General features: G+C 68.3%; 16 protein-coding genes. 6 read left to right on the top strand and 10 right to left on the bottom strand.

The window, feature by feature from the left end; all coding sequences use genetic code 11:
- Window position 1 precedes the first annotated feature (1 nt).
- Genes FHP25_RS20275 through FHP25_RS20260 form a run of 4 tightly spaced genes read left to right on the top strand, consistent with a single transcriptional unit; the run spans window position 2 to window position 3,313 of the window.
- Complete coding sequence (locus FHP25_RS20275; protein WP_218578474.1) at window positions 2–778, top strand: ABC transporter ATP-binding protein; 777 nt, start codon at window positions 2–4, stop codon at window positions 776–778.
- Entirely contained in the window at window positions 775–1,506 is a 732-nt protein-coding gene (locus FHP25_RS20270; RefSeq protein WP_147848777.1) for an ABC transporter ATP-binding protein, read from the top strand. Before FHP25_RS20275 ends, FHP25_RS20270 begins: the two co-directional genes overlap by 4 nt.
- On the top strand, window positions 1,503–2,357 hold the full coding sequence (locus FHP25_RS20265) for a branched-chain amino acid ABC transporter permease (protein WP_147848776.1): 855 nt from the start codon (window positions 1,503–1,505) through the stop codon (window positions 2,355–2,357). Before FHP25_RS20270 ends, FHP25_RS20265 begins: the two co-directional genes overlap by 4 nt.
- On the top strand, window positions 2,354–3,313 hold the full coding sequence (locus tag FHP25_RS20260) for a branched-chain amino acid ABC transporter permease (protein ID WP_147848775.1): 960 nt from the start codon (window positions 2,354–2,356) through the stop codon (window positions 3,311–3,313). Before FHP25_RS20265 ends, FHP25_RS20260 begins: the two co-directional genes overlap by 4 nt.
- 281 nt (window positions 3,314–3,594) lie before the next feature.
- Here FHP25_RS20260 and FHP25_RS20255 read toward each other — a convergent pair whose 3' ends face one another.
- Window positions 3,595–5,121: an ABC transporter substrate-binding protein gene (locus FHP25_RS20255; protein ID WP_147848774.1), complete on the bottom strand. Its 1,527-nt coding sequence runs from the start codon at window positions 5,119–5,121 to the stop codon at window positions 3,595–3,597.
- Between the two features lie 121 nt (window positions 5,122–5,242).
- Here FHP25_RS20255 and FHP25_RS20250 point away from each other — a divergent pair, with 121 nt between their 5' ends.
- A complete protein-coding gene (locus tag FHP25_RS20250; protein WP_147848773.1) occupies window positions 5,243–6,772 on the top strand; it encodes an amidase in 1,530 nt (509 codons plus the stop codon).
- Window positions 6,773–6,917: 145 nt separating this feature from the next.
- Here FHP25_RS20250 and FHP25_RS20245 read toward each other — a convergent pair whose 3' ends face one another.
- The 7 genes from FHP25_RS20245 to FHP25_RS20215 form a co-directional block, all read right to left on the bottom strand.
- Window positions 6,918–7,919 (bottom strand): ABC transporter ATP-binding protein, encoded by a 1,002-nt coding sequence (locus FHP25_RS20245; protein WP_147848772.1) that lies wholly within the window; start codon window positions 7,917–7,919, stop codon window positions 6,918–6,920.
- Window positions 7,916–8,914, bottom strand: coding sequence for an ABC transporter ATP-binding protein (locus FHP25_RS20240; protein ID WP_147848797.1), 999 nt, complete (start codon window positions 8,912–8,914; stop codon window positions 7,916–7,918). The genes FHP25_RS20245 and FHP25_RS20240 overlap by 4 nt, the downstream gene beginning before the upstream one ends.
- Before the next feature lie 199 nt (window positions 8,915–9,113).
- On the bottom strand, window positions 9,114–9,995 hold the full coding sequence (locus FHP25_RS20235) for an ABC transporter permease (RefSeq protein WP_147848771.1): 882 nt from the start codon (window positions 9,993–9,995) through the stop codon (window positions 9,114–9,116).
- A 3-nt stretch (window positions 9,996–9,998) separates the two neighbouring features.
- Entirely contained in the window at window positions 9,999–10,940 is a 942-nt protein-coding gene (locus FHP25_RS20230) for an ABC transporter permease (protein ID WP_147848770.1), read from the bottom strand.
- Window positions 10,941–11,127: 187 nt separating this feature from the next.
- A complete protein-coding gene (locus tag FHP25_RS20225; protein ID WP_231712407.1) occupies window positions 11,128–12,636 on the bottom strand; it encodes an ABC transporter substrate-binding protein in 1,509 nt (502 codons plus the stop codon).
- Between the two features lie 295 nt (window positions 12,637–12,931).
- Window positions 12,932–13,276, bottom strand: coding sequence for a hypothetical protein (locus FHP25_RS20220; RefSeq protein WP_147848768.1), 345 nt, complete (start codon window positions 13,274–13,276; stop codon window positions 12,932–12,934).
- A gap of 271 nt (window positions 13,277–13,547) precedes the next feature.
- Window positions 13,548–15,050, bottom strand: coding sequence for a M81 family metallopeptidase (locus tag FHP25_RS20215; RefSeq protein ID WP_147848767.1), 1,503 nt, complete (start codon window positions 15,048–15,050; stop codon window positions 13,548–13,550).
- 109 nt (window positions 15,051–15,159) lie between these two features.
- Here FHP25_RS20215 and FHP25_RS20210 point away from each other — a divergent pair, with 109 nt between their 5' ends.
- Window positions 15,160–16,485, top strand: a complete 1,326-nt coding sequence (locus FHP25_RS20210; RefSeq protein WP_147848766.1) for an adenylate/guanylate cyclase domain-containing protein — start codon at window positions 15,160–15,162, stop codon at window positions 16,483–16,485.
- Window positions 16,486–16,564: 79 nt separating this feature from the next.
- Here FHP25_RS20210 and FHP25_RS20205 read toward each other — a convergent pair whose 3' ends face one another.
- The gene (locus FHP25_RS20205) at window positions 16,565–17,704 is read right to left on the bottom strand and encodes an FAS1-like dehydratase domain-containing protein (protein WP_147848765.1); all 1,140 of its coding nucleotides are present in this window, start codon (window positions 17,702–17,704) and stop codon (window positions 16,565–16,567) included.
- Between the two features lie 23 nt (window positions 17,705–17,727).
- Window positions 17,728–19,287, bottom strand: a complete 1,560-nt coding sequence (locus FHP25_RS20200; RefSeq protein ID WP_147848764.1) for an acyl-CoA synthetase — start codon at window positions 19,285–19,287, stop codon at window positions 17,728–17,730.
- Window positions 19,288–19,343: the final 56 nt, after the last annotated feature.

The raw sequence follows: 19,343 nt of genomic DNA, 5'->3' as shown, positions 1-19,343 counted from the left end.
CGTGACGGGAGCAGCCGCACCGCTGCTGCGCGTCGAAGGCCTGACGGTCCGGTACGGCGCCCTGACGGCGCTGAGCGACATGTCATGGCACGTCGATGCCGGCGAGATCCTGGGCATCATCGGCCCCAACGGCGCCGGCAAGAGCTCGTGCTTCGCGGCCGTCACCAACGCCGTGAGCCGCAGCGGCGAGGTCTGGCTCGACGGCGAGCGGGTCACCGGCCTGCCGACCCATCGGCTGGCGCAGCGCGGCCTGCGCCGGACCTTCCAGCAGAACGCGTTCTTCGGCGAGCTGTCGCTGCTGGAGAACGCCATGGCGGCGATGCTGCACGAGCATTCCACGCCGCTGGGGCGATCGATCCTGCTGCCATGGCAGGAGGCCGCGGTGCGGCGGCGGGCGCAGGCCGCGGCGGCAGCGCTGCTGACTTCCTTCGGCATTGCGCCGGACGATCACGGCAAGCGGCCGGGCGACATCGCCTACGGCACGCAGCGCCTGCTGTCGGTCGTGCTGTCGTATGGCGCCGGCGCCCGCGCGCTGCTGATCGACGAGCCCGCAGCCGGCACCGGCGGCGGCGACATGAAGCGCCTGGCCGACCTGCTGGTCGACCTGCGGCGCCGGCAGGTCGGCGTGGTCGTGATCGAGCATCACATGGATCTCATCATGGCGATCGCCGATCGCATCGTCGTCATCGACCAGGGCCGCAAGCTGGCCGAAGGCACGCCGGCGGAGATCCAGCGCAACGAGGCGGTGCTGGAAGCCTATCTCGGGCGCGCCGCATGACCGACAGCCTGGAGGCGATCGGGATCACCGTGCGCTACGGCGGCAACGTTGCCGTCGACGGCATCGATGTGGCTGTCCCGGCCGGGCGCATGGTCGGCATGGTGGGCGCCAACGGCGCCGGCAAGAGCACGCTGATCAACGCCATCGCCGGCTGGTCGCGCGGCACGCCCGTGGTGCGCGGCGAGGTGCGGCTGGCCGGGCAGAAGATGGACGGGCTGCCGCCGCATCGCCGGGCCGAGCGCGGCCTCGTGCTGGTGCCGGAAGGCAAGGGCATCTTCGCCGAGCTCACGGTGATGGAGAACCTGGCGCTGGTGCGCCCGCCGGCCGACACGCGCGGCCGGCATGCCTTTTCCATGGACGATATCTTCACCCTGTTCCCGCGCCTGGCGGAGCGCCGCGGCCACAAAGGCCGCATGCTGTCGGGCGGCGAGCGGCAGATGGTGGCGGTCAGCCGGGCGCTGCGCGCCGCGCCCGCCGTGCTGCTGCTCGACGAGCCCTCGGCCGGCCTGGCGCCGCGCCTGGTGCATGAGCTGCTGACGACGATGCGCGGGCTGGTCGACCGCGGGCTTTCGCTGCTGCTGGTCGAGCAGAATGCGCGCGCGACGCTCGAGCTGGTGGACGAGCTCTATCTGCTGGAGCGCGGCAAGGTTGTGGCCAGGGAGGCGGCATCGGACATGAAGGACGATCCCCGCATCCTCGAGGCCTATCTCGGGAATCTCACGGCATGAACCTCACCCAGCAGGTGATCAACGGCCTGGTCCTGGGATCGGGCTATGCGCTGGTGGCGATCGGCTGGACGGTGCTGCTGGGCGCGGCGCGGCTGGTGAACTTCGCCCATGGCCAGCTCTACATGCTCGCGGCCTTCCTCGCCTGGGCGGCGATGCAGAAGCTGGGCGTGAGCTACTTCGTGGCCGTCCCCTTGTCGGTGCTCGCCCTGGGGCTGCTGGGCGTCGCGCTGCAGGGCATGATGCAGCGGCTGGTGATGCAGCAGAACCTCACCAGCCTGATGATCGTCACCCTGGGCTTCGGCTATGTCATCCAGGGCAGCGCCGCCCGCATCTTCGGCGGCGATCCGCAGACCTTCGCCAGCCCGCTCGAGAAGGCCAGCGTGCACCTGGGAGAGCTGTGGTTCACGTGGCAAGACGTCGTCACGCTGGTCGGCACGCTGCTGCTCTTTGGCGTCCTGTGGCTGGTGCTCAACCGCACGCGCCTGGGCGCCCTGGTCCGCTCGGTGGCCGAGGATCCGAAGCTGGCGCAGCTCTTCGGCATCAACGCCGCGCAGGTCTATATCGGCGTCTTCGTCTTCGAGTGCGCTGCGGTGGCGCTGGGCGCCGGCCTCGTGGCGCCGCGCAGCCCGATCCTGGCCAGCATGGGCTTTGACGAAGTCATCCTGACATTCGTCGTCGTGGTGCTGGGCGGCATCGGCAGCGTCGGCGGCAGCCTGCTGGCCGGCTTCGGCCTGGGCATGTTCACGGCGCTCTTCGGCGCGCTGGTGTCGCCGGCATACACCACGGCGGCGGCCTTCCTGGTCCTGCTCACGGTGCTTGTCGTGCGGCCAGGGGGGCTCGCGGCACGATGATGGCGCGCCTGTCGGCGCCGCTGGCCCTGGCGCTGGCCGCGCTTGCGTATTTCATCCCGGCCGTGTCGGGCGGTGCGCCGGTGGTCTATGCCGCGTGCACCACGATCGCGATCCTGGCCGTGATGGCCTATGGCGCCGACCTGATCCTGTCCTATCTCGGCGAGGTCAGCCTGGGTCACACCATCTTCTGGGCGACGGGCGGCTATGCCGCTTCCATGCTGGCGGTGAACTACGGATGGAACGGCTGGGCGACCGCTGCTGCTGCCATCGTCGCCGCGGTGGTGCTGGCCTGTGTCCTCGGGCTCGTCACCCTGCGCACGCGCGAGTTCGTCTTCTCGCTGGTCACGTACGCGGCCGCGGTCGTCGCCATGGAGGTCGCGTTCAACTGGTCGTTCCTGGGCGGCTCCGACGGCATCGTCGGCGTGCCGCCCCTGGTCCTGACGATCTTCGGCTGGGGCGTGTCAGGCGCGGCCAACACGGATCTGTGGCCTATCGCCTGGCTGCTGCTGATGGCGACGCTGCTGTTCATCCATCGCTTCCGGCGCTCGCGCCTGGGGACCAGCGCCCTGATGGTCCAGATGAACCCCGACCTGGCGACGGCGCTGGGCGTCGATGCGCGCCGGGTGCGGCTGGCGGTGTTCGTCACCTCGGCGCCGATATCGGCGCTGGCCGGCTGGCTGTACGCCTACCAGCGCGCCTATGTCGGTCCCGACATGTTCGAGAGCTACTTCCTGGTGCTGATGCTGACGGCGATCGTCATCATCGGCCGACGGCTGCTGCTGGGGCCGCTGATCGGCACGGCGCTGATCATCGTGCAGCAGACCTTCTTCTCGATCGGCGGCGACGGCGACAAGATCATCCTCGGCGCCGTCCTGGCCGCCATCTTGCTGCTGTGGCCCAAGGGCCTGATCGGCCTGTGGGATGTGGCCGCCCGCCGCCTGCGCTCATCGGCATGACCGACCTGACCTGACCCGTCATCCCGAGCGCAGCGAGCGATCTCCTGCGGCAAGGCGCGCTGCCGCAGGAGATCCCTCGCTACGCCCGGAGCTTGTGATCTTGTCCTTCCCCCGGAGGGGGAAGGTGCCCCGAAGGGGCGGAAGGGGGATGCTCGAACGGATTCGTTGTTCATCGGCTGCATCGAATCCACTGCAACATCCCCCTTCCGGCGCTTCGCGCCACCTTCCCCCTCCGGGGGAAGATTAAAGTGGCAAACTCTCGGAATGCCGGGTGCCGGGGCTTACTTCCACCCGTATAGGTAGAACCGCGGCAGCTCGTCGGCGAAGGGCTTGAAGTCGAGCGTCTTCACGAAGCCGTAGGTATTGACGTAGGTGTGCAGCGGCAGCCAGTAGGCCTGCTCGGTGACGCGCTTGATCGCGGCCGAATAGGCCGCCTTGCGCTTGGCCGGGTCGTTGGCCGAGCCGCCTTCCTCCAGCAGCTTGTGGATCTCGGGATCACGCGCGTAGTCGTCATTGCCGCCGCCCAGCATGTTGGGCAGGATGGCCGACACGTCGTTCACCGAGTAGCTGCCCCAACTGCCGAGATAGAGCGGGTTCTCGCCGCGCCAGGCACGCTGGATGGCGGCGGCGACCTGAAGCTGGCTGACCTTGGCGCGTATGCCGACGGCTTGCAGGTAGCTCTGCACCGACGCCGTCCACTGCGGCAGGATGTAGCTCACCAGCTCGGTGTCGAAGCCGTCGGGGTAGCCGGCCTCGGCCAGCAGCGCCTTGGCCTTGGCCGGATCGTAGTCATACTTCACGGCGACATCGCCGTCGCAGCCGAACTGGGTCGGATAGCAGGGCGCCGGCGGCACGCGCGAGCCGCCGGTGACCAGCCGCTTGGCGATCGTCTCGCGGTCGATGGCGTGCCAGATGGCCTGGCGCACCTTGAGCTTGGTGAGCGGATTGCCGGCACCGCTGCGGCCGGCGGCATCGATCGACAGATAGCCGATGCGCATCGATTCCGCGCGCACCGCCTGCAGGGTCGGCATCTTGTTGACGCTGTCGAACTGGTCGGGATTGAGGTTCCAGATCCAGTCGGCGCGGCCGGCCAGCAGCTCGGTCATCTCGGTGGCGGCATCGGGCACGAAGCGCACGAGCAGCTTGCCGATCCTGGGCATGCCCTTGGGGCTGTCCTTGTAGTAGTCGGCGAAGCGCTCGAAATGCACTTCCTTGGCCTGATCGAGCTTGACGATCTTGTAGGGGCCGGTGCCCACCGGCGCGCGCGAGAATGCCTCGGCGCCCACCTTCTCGCGATAGGCCTTGGGATTGATCGGCAGCACCAGCGCGACATATTCCAGCGCCGCCGGCGTCGGCCGCTTGAGCTTCACGCGGACCTTGTAGTCATCGATCTTCTCAGCCGTGTCGATCCACGAATAGTTGGACGGCGTCGCCACCTTGCTGTTGGGATCGGCCGCCAAGTTGATGGTGTAGACCACGTCGTCGGCCGTCATGGTGCTGCCGTCGTGGAACTTCACGCCCTGGCGCAGCGTGAACTCGAGGCTGTTGTCCTCGATCAGCTTCCAGTCCGTGGCCAGCGCCGGCTTGAGCTCGAAGCTCACGGGATCGCGATGCACCAGCGTATCCCACGCCAGATGCGACAGGATCAGGCCGGTCCGTTGCGAATTGAAGTAGAGCTCGATGTTGGGCACGGCGTCGCGAAACAGGATGCGCAGCGTGTCGGCTGACTTCTGGGCCGCGGCCTCGCCTGCGGCCAGCCCCAGCGCCGCGACGACGGCAAGCCCGCGCAGCATTCTCCCGATGACCATGACGGTCCTCCCGATGTCACCCCAGGCCGCAGCATAGGCAGGCCCCGGCAGCGGCGGCAAGCGCTGGACCGCGGCGGCGCCGGTTCGCTATCGTGCGCCGATTGCCAGGGAAGGAGCACCGATGGCCGTCAACCAAGAGCTCGTGTCGCTGTCGGCCGTCGAGCTGCGCCGCCGTATCGGCGGCAAGGAGATCTCGCCGGTCGAGCTGCTGGAGGCCTGCATCGACCGCATCGCGGCGATCAACCCGGCGGTCAATGCCGTCACCGCCACCTGCTACGATCGCGCCCGCCGGGAAGCGGCGGCGGCGGAGCGGGCCGTGCGCCAGGGCGAGGCGCTGGGGCTGCTGCACGGGCTGCCCACGGGCATCAAGGACCTGGAGGAGACCGAGGGGCTGCTGACCACCTATGGCTCGCCGCTCTACCGCGATTTCGTGCCGGCGCAGGACAACGCCATGGTGGCGCGCGTGCGCGCTTCGGGCGCCGTCGTCGTCGGCAAGACCAACGTGCCGGAGTTCGGTGCCGGCGCGAACAGCCGCAACGGTGTCTGGGGCGCCACCGGCAATCCCTTCAACCCGCTGCTCAACGCCGGTGGCTCGTCGGGCGGCTCCGCCGTGGCGCTGGCCTGCGACATGCTGCCGGTCTGCACCGGCTCGGACACCGGCGGCTCGTTGCGCATCCCGGCGGCGATGAATGGCGTCGTCGGCTTCCGGCCGTCGCCCGGCATCGTCTCGGTCGAGCGCCGTGGGCTGGGCTGGACGCCGATCTCGGTGCTGGGCCCGATGGGGCGCACGGTGGCCGATACCTGCCTGCTGCTGGCGGCCCAGGCGGCGCCCGACGACCGCGATCCGCTGTCCTATGACGCCGGCGGCGCGGCCTTCGCCGTGCCGCCGCCGGTCGATCTCGGTCGCCTGCGCGTGGCATGGACCGAGGATTTCGGCCAGTGTCCGGTCGATGCGCCGATCCGGGCCGTCATGCGCGAGAAGGTGCAGGCGATGGCGCATCTCTTCGCGCGCTGTGATCACGTCGCCTTCGATTTCGGCGAGGCCGACCGCTGCTTCGACGTGATCCGCGCCGTGAGCTTCCTGGCCCGCTACCGCGAGGCTTACGAGAAGGACCCGGCATCGCTCGGACCCAACGTGCGCGCCAATTACGAGATCGGCGCCAAGATGACCTTGGCCGATTTCGCCTGGGCGCACCTGGAGCAGACCCGCATCTTCCGCTCCTTCCAGGAGACGTTCCGCGATTATGACCTGGTGCTGGCGCCGACGACGCCGGTGTCGCCGTTCCCGTGGACCAGGCTCTATCTCGAGGAGATGAACGGCGAGAAGCTGCGCAACTACTACCACTGGCTGGCGCCGACCTATTTCGTCACCCTGGCCACCAACCCGGCGATCGCGATCCCCGGCGGCACCGACCATGCCGGCATGCCGTTCGGCCTGCAGGTGGTGGGCCGCTTCCGCGGCGACCGCGCGCTCTTGGGCGCGGCGCACGCGATGGAGCAGGCTTTCGAGGCCATCGCCGCCTTGCGCCGGCCCCGTCCCGACCTCGCCAAGCTCACGAAGCCGACCCCGGAGCTGAAGTCGATCGTGACTCACCCGCCGGTGCTGGATGCGCGCCCGTCCGGCCACGCCACATCGGGCGCCAGCGTCTGATATACCCTCTCCCGCTGCGCGGGAGAGGGAGGGGCCCATTGCGCGTAGCGCAATGGGAGGGTGAGGGGTTGCAGACGCGGCGCCTCGTCCTTGGGCCCTCACCCGCCGCGCTGCGCGCGTCGACCTCTCCCGCTCGCGGGAGAGGTTAAGAGAGCGGCACCGGATCGCCGCCGGCCGGACGGCGCAGGCAGGCGACGTGATGGCCGGGCGCGACCTCGATCAGCGGCGGGTCGTCCTGGCGGCACGCCGGCAGCGCGTAGGGGCAGCGTGTGTGGAAGCGGCAGCCGCTGGGCGGTCTGGCGGGGCTGGGCACATCGCCCTTCAGGATGACGCGGCCGCGGCGCTTGCGCACCGGATCGGGGATCGGCGCCGCCGCCAGCAGCGCCTCGGTATAGGGGTGCAGCGGCGTCGAGAACAGGGCGCGCTTGTCGGCAAGCTCGACGATGCGGCCCAGGTACATCACCGCGATGCGGTGGCTGATGTGGCGCATCACCGCCAGGTCGTGGCTGATGAACAGGTAGGCCAGCCGGTATTCGTCCTGCAGGTCGATCAGCAGGTTCAGCACCTGCGCCTGCACCGACACGTCCAGCGCCGACACCGGCTCGTCGGCCACGATCACGTCGGGGTTGACCGACAGCGCCTTGGCGATGCCCAGGCGCTGGCGCTGGCCGCCCGAGAACTCGTGGGTGAAGCGCGTCATCGCTTCACGCCGCAAGCCCACGCGCTGGAACAGGGCCGCGGCACGTTCTTCCTTCTCGGCGCCGCGGGCGATGTCGAAATTCTCCAGCGGCTCGCCGACGATCGTGCCGGCCGTGAGCCGCGGGTTCAGCGACGAGTAGGGGTCCTGGAACACCGTCTGGATGCGCCGGCGGTGCGGCCACATCGCGCGCGGGCTCAGATGCGTGACGTCCGCGCCGCCGATCAGGATCTGGCCGGATGTCGGCTCGAGCAGCTTCAGCACCGTCTTGCCGACCGTCGACTTGCCGCAGCCCGACTCGCCGACCAGGCCCAGCGTCTCGCCGCGGCGGATCGCGAAGCTCACGCCGTCGACAGCCTGGACGGCGCCGGTCTGCCGCTGCAGCAAGCCGCCATGGATCGGGAAATGCTTGACGAGGTCGCGCACCTCGAGGCTGGGCTGATCGCTCATGCCGCCTCCAGCACGCGTGCGGTTTCCCAGCAGGCCACCGCGTGACCGGCCGACGTCGAGACCAGCGGCGGCGCCTCGGCGCGGCAGCGCTCGGTGGCGAAGCCGCAACGCGGCGCGAAGGCGCAGCCAGCGATCGGCCGGTTCAACGCCGGCACGATGCCCGGGATCTCCTGCAGGCGCGGCCGGCGGCCGGCGATCTCGGCGTCGGCGTCCAGGCGCGGCACGGCGTGCATCAGGCCGCGCGTGTAGGGATGCGTCGGCTGCGCGAACAGCGCCTCGACCGGCGCCTCCTCGACCTTGCGGCCGGCATACATCACCACGACGCGCTCAGCCGTTTCGGCGATCACGCCCAGGTCGTGCGTGATCATGATGATGGCGGTGCCCAGCTTCTCCTTCAGCTCCAGCATCAGGTCGAGGATCTGCGCCTGGATGGTGACGTCCAGCGCCGTGGTCGGCTCGTCGGCGATCAGCACCTGCGGGTTGCACGACAGCGCGATCGCGATCATGGCGCGCTGGCGCATGCCGCCGGAGAGCTGGTGCGGATATTCCTCGATGCGCCGCCGCGCGTCGGCGATCTTCACCAGGTCCAGCATCTCCCGCGCGCGATCCAGCGCGGCGCGCCACGGCACGCCGGTATGGCGCACCACGTTCTCGGCGATCTGCGTGCCGATGGTCAGCACCGGGTTGAGGCTGGTCATCGGCTCCTGGAAGATCATCGCGATGCGATGGCCGCGGATGGCGCGCATCTCGGCTTCCGACAGCGCCGCCAGATCGCGGCCGTCGAAGCGCACTGAACCGCCCACGATGCGGCTGGTTTCGGGCGGGATCAGCCGCAGGATCGACAGCGCCGTCACCGACTTGCCGCAGCCCGATTCGCCGACGATTCCCAGCGTCTCGCCGCGCGCCAGATCGAACGACACCCCGTCGACCGCGCGCACCACGCCGTCGAGCGTGAAGAAATGCGTCGCCAGATCGCGCACCTCGAGAATGTTCATGGCGGTCATGAGGGGAAGAAAACCACAGAGGCACAGAGACACAGAGGCCACACAGAGGAAAGAACAATTGCGCGCCGAAGGCGCGCGGCAGTTCTTCTCTGTGATTCCCTCTGTGTCTCTGTGCCTCTGTGGTTAACCTCTTCTTCGGCCACCACATGCACATCGTTCGGAACAGAACATCCATCTTGGTTCGCTGCCATCACATCCGCCTCGCCAGGCGCGGATCGAGGCGGTCGCGCAGGCCGTCGCCCATCAGGTTCACCGCCAGCACCGTGAGGGCCAGGAAGACGCCGGGGATCAGGATGGTCCATGGCGCGATCTGGAAGAAGTTGCGGCCCTGGGCGATGATGTTGCCCCAGCTCGGGATCTCCGGCGGCACGCCGGCGCCGAGGAAGCTGAGCGCCGCCTCGATCAGCATGCCGGCGGCGCAGATATAGGTCGCCTGCACGATCAGCGGCGCCAGCGTGTTGGGCAGCACATGGCGCGCCAGCAGCTTGAAGCCGCGCGTGCCGCCGGCGATGGCGCTGTCGATATAGGGCTGCCCCCTGATCGACAGCACGACGCTGCGCACCACGCGCACGACGCGCGGCACCTCGGGGATGACGATGGCGATGATGACGACGGCCAGCCCCGGCCGTGTCAGCGTGATCAGCGCGATGGCGAGCAGGATGGAAGGGATCGCCATGATCCCGTCCATGATCCGCATGACGATGCCGTCGATGCGGCGGAAGTAGCCGCAGACGATGCCGAGCGCCAGCCCGATCACGCCGGAGATCGCGGCGACCGTCAGTCCGACGATCAGCGACACGCGCGCGCCATGCAGGGTGCGGGCGAAGATGTCACGCCCGAACTGGTCGGTGCCGAACCAGAAGCGCTCCGACGGCGGCCGCAGGCGGTTGATGGTCGCCTGCTTCAGCGGGTCCACCGTCAGCCATGGCGCCAGGATGGCCAGCGACACCAGCACGGCCAGCAGCACCGCACCGGCGGCGATCGTCGGGTTGCGCCGGATCGCGGTCGCCCAGCGCGCCATGACGGGCAGCTCGGCGCGTTCGGCAGCGGTGTCGTCGGTGATCGCGACCATGGCTCAGTACCGGATGCGCGGATCGAGGAAGGCGTAGGATATGTCGATCACTAGGTTCACCAGCACCTTGACCGCGGCAAACACCAGGATGAGGCCCTGCACGATGGGGTAGTCGCGCTTCAACACCGCATCGACCGTGAGGCGGCCCAGGCCGGGGATGTTGAACACAGTCTCGGTGATCACCACGCCCGAGATCAGCAGCGCGATGCCGATGCCGATCACGGTGACGATCGGCACGGCGGCGTTCTTCAGCGCATGCAGCAGCAGCACGCGCCGCGTGGCGAGCCCCTTGGAGTTGGCGGTGCGGATGTAGTCCTGCGACAGCACCTCCAGCATCGACGCCCGCGTGATGCGGGCGATCAGCGCCATGTAGGTGACGCCCAGCGCGACCGAGGGCAGGATCAATCCCTCGACGAAGGGCCACAGGCCCTCGGCGATCGGGCGATAGCCCTGGACCGGCAGCCATTGCAGCTGCACCGCGAAGATGTAGATCAGCACATAGGCGGCGAGGAAGCCGGGCACCGCGAAGCCCAGCACGGCGAAGATCATGACCAGCCGGTCGGCCAGCTTGCGCACCTGCCAGGCCGCGACGACCCCGATCGGGATCGCCAGCGCCACGGCGACGAGCAGCGTCGAGAGCGTCAGCGCCACGGTCGGCTCCAGCCGCTGCCCGATCAGCCGGGTCACCGGCAGGTTGGAGAAGATCGACACCCCGAGATCGCCCTGCGCCAGCCGCCACAGCCACAGGGCGAACTGCTCCAGTATCGGCCGGTCGAGCCCCAGCTTGGCGCGCACCGCCTCGATGGCCTCCCGGGTGGCGTCCTCGCCGGCGATAATCGCCGCCGGATCGCCCGGTGCGATGCGCAGCAGGAAGAACACGAACACCGCCACCACCGCCATCACCGGCAGCGTCGCCAGCAGCCGCCGCAGGATGTACGCGGTCATGTTATCCCTCTCCCGCAAGCGGGAGAGGGAGGGGCCCATGGCGCGTAGCAGCCTGCCCTGAGCCTGCCGAAGGGCCATGGGAGGGTGAGGGGCCACATAGAAGGCATTGTGCGCGAAGCCCTCACCCGTCGCGCTCCGCGCGCCGACCTCTCCCGCTTGCGGGAGAGGTGACGGCCAAGCAACACCGTCATTTCTTCGTGATGCCCCACAGCACCACCAGTCCGGTGTTGGGCACGATGCCCTGCAGGCGGTCCGAGCGGTAGGCCAGCGGCGTCGTCCATTGGCCGAACGGGATGTAGACGACCTGCTCCATCGCCCGCGCCTGCAGGTCGCGCGCGATGCGCTTCTTCTCGTCGTCGGTCTGGGCGAACGCGAATTCGTTGCGCAGCGCCTCGATTTTCTCATCGCAGGGCCAGCCGAACAGGCCCTTGTCGCATGCCGCCCCCAGCCAGGTGTGCAGCACCGGGTTGGCCGAGCCGACACCGCCCGTCGTGGTGACGAAGATGTGCCAGCCGCCTTGCGCCGGCGGCTCCTTCTTGGCGCGCCGCGACACGACCGAGCCCCAGTCCATCGACTGGACGTCGAGATTGATGCCGGCATCGCGCATGGCCTGGATCAGGACCTGCGTCGCCGGCGTGATGGTGTTGTGATCGGTGGCCGCCAGCACGGTGATCGGCTCGCCCTTGTAGCCAGCCTCCTTCAGGAGCTGCAGCGCCTTCTTGGGATTGTACTCCTTGAACCACTGGCTGCCGGCGTCGCTGGCCAGCGGCGCGCCGCAGGTGATGAGCCCATGGCAGACCCGGTAGTACTCGGGGTCCCCGACGATGGCGCGCAGGAAGTCCTCCTGGTTGATCAGGTAGTACATCGCCTGCCGCGCCTTCACATTGTTGAACGGCGGATGCAGATGGTTGAGCCGGATCATGCCGTGCGTGCTGTCGAGATCGCCGGTCTTCATCAGCTTGACGTTGCGGCTCTTCTCCAGGATCGGCAGGAAGTCGATGCTGGGATTCTCGTAGAAATCGATCTCGCCATTGATCAGCGCCGACATCGCCGTCTGCGAATCGGAGATCCACACCAGCTCGATGCGATCGACACCGGCGATCTTGCTGCCGGCGAAGGACGAGGGCGGCTCGTTCCCCGGTCGCGGCACGTAATGCGGGTTCTTGAGATACACCGCCTTGCTGCCGGGCACCCACTGGTCCTTGGCAAACATGAACGGCCCCGAACCGATCGACTCCTTCACCTGCTGCTGCGGATCGGTCTTGGCCTCCTGCTCGCGCATGATGGCTGCGACGGAGCTGTTGGTCTTTCCCAGCGACTCGAGCACCATGCCGTACGGCTTCGTCAAGGTCAGGCGGAACGCCTTGTCGTCCACCGCCTCGAGCTTGTCGACGAAGGTGAACAGGCGGATGCCGACGCCGTCCTTGGCGCCCCAGCGCCTCAGCGACGCGATCACGTCCTTGGTCGTGACGGCGGAGCCGTCGCTGAACTTCAGGCCGGCGCGCAGGGTGAAGGTATAGACCAGCTTGTCGGCGCTGATGTCATACTTGTCGACCATCTGCGGCTTGGGCTGCATGTTGGCGTCGTTGCCGAACAGCGTGTCGTAGACCAGCATGCCGTGGATGTTGGCGATGGTCTGCGTCGTCCAGATCGGGTCGATCACGCGCACGTCGGCATGCAGGACCGCACGCAGCACCTTCTCCTGGGCCTGCGCCGCTTGTGTGCCCAAAGCCAGCGCCGCACAAAGCGCGGCAGCCGGAACAAGGCACCGCAGAAAGTTGAGACCGCTCGACATGTCACTCCCCGGCATAGCCTTGTGCGGATCGGCCGATGCCGTCCGCTTGGGCCGAAGTATGAGTTGCTCCGGGCATGATTGGCAACATGACACGAAGCTGACGTTGGGGCGGCGGGGCTCGACCCAGGAGTGTCATCCCGAGTCCACTGTCATCCCGAGCGCAGCGAGGGATGACAGGAGTGCCGTACGCAGTCGTCTAGCTGGTGCCCGGCGGTGCGAAGAAGCAGCGGCGCGAGCCGTTCGGTCTATGGCAGCGCCAGAAATGGCCGTCCTGGCTGGGCAGCGTCTCGCGGTAGGGCACCGTCTCGCCGGTGGTGCGGATCAGCCAGCCCGGCGCGGCGGCCTCGACATCGACCGCCGGCACCATCACGCAATCATCCTGGCCGCAGCACCACTCGGCCGTTGACGGGCTGCGGAACCGACCACCGCGAATCCAGTCGTGGTCGTCATGGCCGATGGCGGTGCTGGCCATGAACATGCAGGCCAGCGCAAACGAGACGGCCAGAACGGGGAGCCGCGAAGGCGTGGATGTGTCGCGCATCGGTCACCTGCGCTGTGGTGCGGCGGCGGCAGCGGACGCAGATGCAGGGCGCATCCGCTGAAGCACGCGAGCAGCCTTGGCGTGGCGATGGGAAAACACGCCAACCGGCGGCGCCACAACCGCCAGGTCAGGGCGGACTTAGCAAAGGACACGCCGCGCGACCGGTCAGGTCGTGCGTCGTACAATGAACGCGTTGATCAGCTTGGCCGGCGGCCGTTAGCGAAGCCGGGAATCTGCCGCCAATGTCTCGTTATAACGCCCGGGATGGTGGTCAGGTTGCGAACGGCACCGTGACAGCATCGAGCGGCCACACGGGACGACGCAGCTTGGTATAGGCGAACCGGCCCGGGTCGGGGGAGCAGAGGGCACCCGAATCGACGACCACGATGTCGCCCGCGATCGGTGCATAGGCAGCGCGGAAATGCTGGATGCTTTTGACCACCAGCACGGTGCAGCGTTTCGGGTCGATGCCCTGGCTGAGAAAAACCTGCAGGTCGGTGGTCTGCAGGCGATTGGAGATGGTCACCACATCGACGCCGCCGATGCGCAGCACCGCGGTGGCGCCCATCGAGCGCTGCACGCCCTTGCCCATGGGGCCATCGTTGATGAACGTGCCGTCGGACAGCAGCCGCACCAGCGCCGTCACCGGCAGCGGCGCACCGAACGCCGGGTCATGATGCCCGCCGAGCTCGACCGTGACCGTGCTGCCGACTCCGGCTGCGATCGCCGCCTGCACGGCGGCCGGATCGAAGATCGTGCCGACCGCAGCGCCCCTTATGTCGGCGTCGATCAATGCCTGCAGCATGCGCGTGGCATCGCCATAGGCGCCGCCGCCGGGGTTATCGGTGCCGTCGGCGATCACCAGGGGGCCTCTCGTCGCGTCGTGCGCCTTGGCGCGTGCCACCGCCGCGTCGACCGACATGAGATGCACCGTTTCCTCGTCGCGGCGATCCCAGATCTCCTGGCAAAGCTGGCGTGCGATCTCCTGCGCGCGCGCCTCGGCACCGGGTGCGAAGCTGACGGCGATCGAGGGGCCGACATTGGGGATGTCCGATGGCATGAACCCTGCCTGGACGCTGACGACGTTGATGCCGGGCTCGCGCTCGAACGCGTCGGCCTTGGCCAGCAGGTCGCGCATCGGCCCGGGCTGCGTGGTGCGGCCGTGATCGGCCCCGACCATACAGGCCGGTTGCAGCACCAGGCACCGCGCCTGCGTCTTGCCTTCCATGAGCGACTGCACCAGCGCCGCGGCCTGCTGCGACCGCTCGTGCTGGTCGACATGCGGATAGGTGCGGTAGCTGATCAACGCGCTCGCCAGGCGTGCCATGCGCTCGGTGACATTGGCGTGCAGGTCCAGTGTCATGGTGATCGGCAGGTCCGGCCCGACAATGGCGCGGATCGCTTCCAGCAATTCGCCCTCGGGATCGTCAGAGGTCTCAGTCACCGCGGCGCCGTGGCAGGCAAGGCAGATCCCGTCGAGCTTGCCGGCATTGCGCACGGCCGAGACGATGCCGTCCCGGATCGTGCGCCACGTCTGGGCCGTGAGCCTGCCCGACGGCGTGGCATTGGCGGCCAGCGCCGGCACCAGGGTCCAGCCATAAGTCTCGGCTGCGTCCAGCAGTCCACCGATCTCGCTGCGGGTGCCGCGAAAGCGCTCACCCAGCTCATTGCCGTAGACCAGCCATGTGCGGCGATAGTCATCCAAAGTCGTGGGCAGTTTGCTGAAGGTATTGGTCTCGTGCATGAATTGCGCGATCAGTACTCTGTAAGCCATGTCGCGGCCAACCTTTCAGTCGCGGATAGTGGATGGGTCGAGTATAGTTGGCGTACCAATAAAGACACCCGTCAATCGCAGCCTACGTTCGCTGTCGGTGAGCAGGATCATGTCCGGGGAAACACGCTACGCCAAGAGCGGCGACGTTCATATCGCCTATCAGGTCACGGGCAATGGGCCGGTCGACGTGCTGCTCGCGCCCGGTTTTGTGTCGCATGTCGAGCACGCCTGGGAGGAGCCGCTCCAGGCGCGTGCGTTGCATGCCATGGCATCGTTCTCCCGCCTGATCCGGTTCGACAAGCGCGGCACCGGTCTGTCGGATCGCAGCGTCGGCATGCCGACCATGGAGGAGCGGATCGACGATATCCGGGCCGTCCTCGACGCGGCCGGCTCCCAGCGCGCGATCCTGGCCGGCGTGTCGGAGGGCGGGGCGATGTGCGCCGTGTTCGCCGCCACCTATCCCGAGCGGGTGGCGGCCTTGATCCTCTACGGCGCCTATGCCCATGCCCCGTCGGCTGTCGTCTCGCCGGAAACCCGGGCGGCGCTTGAGGCTGCGATCCATCAGAACTGGGGCACCGGCGCGAGCCTGCCGCAATTCTCGCCCAGCGTCGGCAACGATCCGGAGATGCGCGCGTGGTGGGCCAAGTTCGAGCGGCTGGCCGCCAGCCCCGCCGCCGTGATCGCCCTGCGGCGGATGAATGTCGAGATCGACATCCGCCATATTCTGCCCACGATCCGGGTGCCGACCTTGATCCTGCACCGCACCGGCGATGTGCGCATCAACGTCTCGGAGGGACGGTACCTGGCGCGCACGATCCCGGGCGCCAAGCTGGTCGAGCTGCCGGGCGTCGACCACCACTACTGGGTCGGCGAATCGGGCCGGCTGCTGGACGAGGTCAAGGCGTTCCTCGACGTGCACAGCGATCCGCTGGAGTCGAACCGCGTGCTGTCGACCGTCCTGTTCACCGACATCGTCGATTCGACGGGGAAAGCCTCGCTGATGGGCGACACCGGCTGGCGCGCGACCCTGGAGGCGCACCATGAGGTCGTGCGCCAGCAGCTGCGCCGGTTCCGCGGCCGCGAGGTGAAGACGCTGGGTGACGGGTTCCTGGCGATGTTCGACGGCCCGGCGCGCGCGGTGCGTTGCGCCCAGGCCATCGTCGGCGGCATGAGGCCGCTCGACCTCACCGTCCGGGCCGGCCTGCATACCGGCGAGGTCGAGCTGATGGAGGCCGATGTCGGCGGCATCGCCGTGCATGTCGCGTCGCGCATCGCCCATCGCGCCGAGGCCAACCAGATCCTGACATCCAACACCGTCAAGGATCTCGTCGCCGGATCCGGCCTGCGGTTCCGGGATCTCGGTGCGATGTCGTTCGATGGCCTGGATGATCCCGTGCGCCTCTACCAGGCCGAGCCGCTGGCGCTTGCCGCCTGACCCGGTCGGCTGTCATCAGAAGCGCCGGTAGTTGGCACCAACCACCGTAAGATCCATTACTTCGCGCGGGAGACGGGCATCAACCCCGTGCCGGCAGCTCGACGACACCGCTGCCCAGCACCGACAGCTCGTTGTCCTGGTTGCGCGCCTCCTGCTCGATCGCCACGAGGTGACGGCCGTCCTCGATGTATTTGCGCGTCACCTTGCCCGTGATGAACAGCATGTCGCCGGCCGGGTTGTGGCGGCGGATCTTGCAGGAGGCGCTGCGCACGAAGCCGTCATCGCCCATCCAGTTGGTGAGGTGGTGCGTCAGCCACGAGCTGCGCTCCGGGCCGTAGTCATAGGCGCCCGGCGCACCCACCTCGCGCGCGAACTCCTCTTCCCAGTGCACGCGCTCGGGGCAGTCGGGGATGCCGAAGCGGTTGGGGATGCCGGTGCCGGGATGGGCATCGATCAGCCGCCATGCCAGCTTGTTGGCGCGGATGTAGAGGCCGCCCCAGCCCTGGGCGTAGGCGATGAAGCCGGTCACCGTCATCGGCCCTTTCAGCATCACCGGCAGCGCCTCGCCCTCGGTGACATCCTCCCAGTAGCGCGGCACGGCGCCGCGGACGGCCTCCTCGGCATAGAGGCGGTAGGCGTCGCGCAGCTCCTGCTCCGTGTAGCGCCGGGGCGGGCGCGCTTTCACCTCGTCGTACTTGGTGCCCTGCTCGCGGGCATGGTCGCGTTCCGTGCGGAAGCACCAGCTGTCGGCGGCGGCGACCAGGTCACCCTGCTGGTTGTAGAAATCGACGTGATAGGTCTGCTGGACGGCACGGCCGGCAAAGCGCGTCTGGTGCTCGACGATATCCTTCAGCCAGGCCTCGGTGTTGATCGTGTCGTTGCGGTGGACGGTCTTGTGCCAGGTCCAGTCGGCACCCGACCACATCGCATGGATGCCGGGCAGGCCCCCGACATAGCCCGAGATGATGCGGCTGGTGCTGAACAGGAAGCTGGGAAGCGCGATGATGCCGCCATGCTTCGTCTTGGCGGCGTACTCGGGCACGCACCACAGCGGATTGTCATCGCCGATGCCGTGCGCGTAGTGGCGGATGTTGTCGCGCGTCGCCTCGTAGCACCACGGCTCGGCGGTCGGGCCGATCTTGACGCCGATCCGCCGGCGCAGGGCGTCGAGGCCTTCTTCGGTGATCTTGGGGAATGTGCGCGTGCTGCCGGTGGTCATGGACGTCTCTCTCCTCGGATTGTTCAGACCGTGCCCATCGCGTCGGATTGCTCGCGCTCGCGCAGCACCTTGCGGTTCACCTTGCCGGCCGGCGTCTTGGGCAGCTCGGCCATGACGGCCACGCGGCGCGGATACTCATGCTGGCTCAGCCGCCGGCGCACGAGGTCCTGGATCTCGGCGATGAAGGCGTCGTCGCCGGGGCGGTTCGCCACGACGAAGGCCTTCACGATCTGGCCGCGCAATGCGTCGGGCACGCCGATCACCGCCGCTTCGCGCACGTCGGGATGCTTGAGGATCGCGTCCTCGATCTCGACCGCGCTCATCGTCCAGCCGGCGGAGATGATGACGTCGTCGGCGCGGCCGCCGTGGTAGAAGTAGCCGTCCGCATCGGTGCGCCCCAGATCGCGTGTCGGGATCCAGGCGCCACGGCGCCAGACCTTGAGCTCGCCGGTGACGCCGGGCGGGCAGGGCGCTCCCGATGGATCATGGACCTCGACCCGGCAGCCGGGGACCGGCTTGCCCAGCGATCCGGGCTTGACCGTGAAATCCGGTGCTCCCGGGTAGCTGACCAGGATCACGCCGATCTCGGTCGTGCCGTACATGCTGCAGAGCGGCGCGCCGAACGTGCTTTCGATGAATGTCGCCGTCTCGCTGTCGATCGGCTCACCCGTGAACGACAGCTTCTTCAGGCTGTAGCGGTAGCGCGCCGCGGCGCCCGACGTGCGCATCATGCGGTAGTGGGTCGCCGCCGCCGACAGATTGGTGAAGCGGTGGTCCTGCAAGGCTTTCAGCGCGCGCTCGGCGTCGAACTTTCCGGCGTAGGCGCCGATGGTGATGCCCAGCGCCAGGGGCGCCAAGGTGCCATGCCATAGCCCGTGTCCCCAGGCCGGTGACGAGGGGCAGAAGAAGCGGTCGCCGGGCCGCAGACCGGTGCCGTAAAGCGCCGCCACCATCAAGGTCACCACCGCGCGATGCGTGTGCCTGACCGCCTCGGGCAAGGCGCGTGTCGTGCCGGACGTGTACTGGAAGATCGCGAGGCCATCGGCGCGCGTGGCCGGCGCGAAGCGCGGGGGGAACCGCTCGAGCCCGGCGACGAAGGGCCGGTCGGCAACGACGATCCCGAGCGCCGGCGACGGCGGCACCAGCGCGGCCTTCTCGGCGTTGGTGATGAGCAGGCGCGGCGTGCAGTCGTCGATGCGCAGCTTGACGCCGTCGGGACCGAACAGCGTGAACAGCGGCACCGCGATGGCGCCCAGCTTGATGGCGCCGAAGACCGCCATGTAGAACGCCCGCGAGGGCTCCAGCATGATCGCGACGCGATCGCCGGCCCTCACCCCCTGCCCGGCGAGATAGTGGGCGAAGCGGGCGGAGTCCTCGGCGATCTGCCGGAAGCTCAGGATCTCGTCATGGCCGTCGGCCTGGATGACGATGACGGCCGGCCGCTCGCCGTCGACATGACGGTCGATGCATTCGTGCGCGATGTTCAAGCTCTGCCGGTCGCCATCGAACAGATCCCACAGCCCATCGCCGGAAAAATGTGCCTGGGCATCGGCATAGCTTGTGTACGACGTCAACCTGGTCATCGGCGGCTCGTGCAAGGAAAGGGCCGGATGCAACGGGCCGCAGCCTAGAGGCAAGT

Source organism: Vineibacter terrae (assembly GCF_008039615.1).
In the GTDB taxonomy this organism is placed as follows: domain Bacteria; phylum Pseudomonadota; class Alphaproteobacteria; order Reyranellales; family Reyranellaceae; genus Vineibacter; species Vineibacter terrae.
The sequence above is the reverse complement of the archived record's forward strand: the minus strand, read 5'-3'. Positions and strand labels throughout refer to the sequence as shown.

What these genes read in the sequence shown, in the direction of transcription:
- FHP25_RS20245 (WP_147848772.1), bottom strand. Translation starts at nt 7,919, where the DNA reads ATGAGCGATCAGCCCAGCCTCGAGGTGCGCGACCTCGTCAAGCATTTC.
- FHP25_RS20215 (WP_147848767.1), bottom strand. Translation starts at nt 15,050, where the DNA reads ATGGCTTACAGAGTACTGATCGCGCAATTCATGCACGAGACCAATACC.
- FHP25_RS20250 (WP_147848773.1), top strand. Translation starts at nt 5,243, where the DNA reads ATGGCCGTCAACCAAGAGCTCGTGTCGCTGTCGGCCGTCGAGCTGCGC.
- FHP25_RS20270 (WP_147848777.1), top strand. Translation starts at nt 775, where the DNA reads ATGACCGACAGCCTGGAGGCGATCGGGATCACCGTGCGCTACGGCGGC.
- FHP25_RS20230 (WP_147848770.1), bottom strand. Translation starts at nt 10,940, where the DNA reads ATGACCGCGTACATCCTGCGGCGGCTGCTGGCGACGCTGCCGGTGATG.
- FHP25_RS20220 (WP_147848768.1), bottom strand. Translation starts at nt 13,276, where the DNA reads ATGCGCGACACATCCACGCCTTCGCGGCTCCCCGTTCTGGCCGTCTCG.
- FHP25_RS20210 (WP_147848766.1), top strand. Translation starts at nt 15,160, where the DNA reads ATGTCCGGGGAAACACGCTACGCCAAGAGCGGCGACGTTCATATCGCC.
- FHP25_RS20235 (WP_147848771.1), bottom strand. Translation starts at nt 9,995, where the DNA reads ATGGTCGCGATCACCGACGACACCGCTGCCGAACGCGCCGAGCTGCCC.
- FHP25_RS20200 (WP_147848764.1), bottom strand. Translation starts at nt 19,287, where the DNA reads ATGACCAGGTTGACGTCGTACACAAGCTATGCCGATGCCCAGGCACAT.
- FHP25_RS20260 (WP_147848775.1), top strand. Translation starts at nt 2,354, where the DNA reads ATGATGGCGCGCCTGTCGGCGCCGCTGGCCCTGGCGCTGGCCGCGCTT.
- FHP25_RS20255 (WP_147848774.1), bottom strand. Translation starts at nt 5,121, where the DNA reads ATGGTCATCGGGAGAATGCTGCGCGGGCTTGCCGTCGTCGCGGCGCTG.
- FHP25_RS20265 (WP_147848776.1), top strand. Translation starts at nt 1,503, where the DNA reads ATGAACCTCACCCAGCAGGTGATCAACGGCCTGGTCCTGGGATCGGGC.
- FHP25_RS20205 (WP_147848765.1), bottom strand. Translation starts at nt 17,704, where the DNA reads ATGACCACCGGCAGCACGCGCACATTCCCCAAGATCACCGAAGAAGGC.
- FHP25_RS20240 (WP_147848797.1), bottom strand. Translation starts at nt 8,914, where the DNA reads ATGAACATTCTCGAGGTGCGCGATCTGGCGACGCATTTCTTCACGCTC.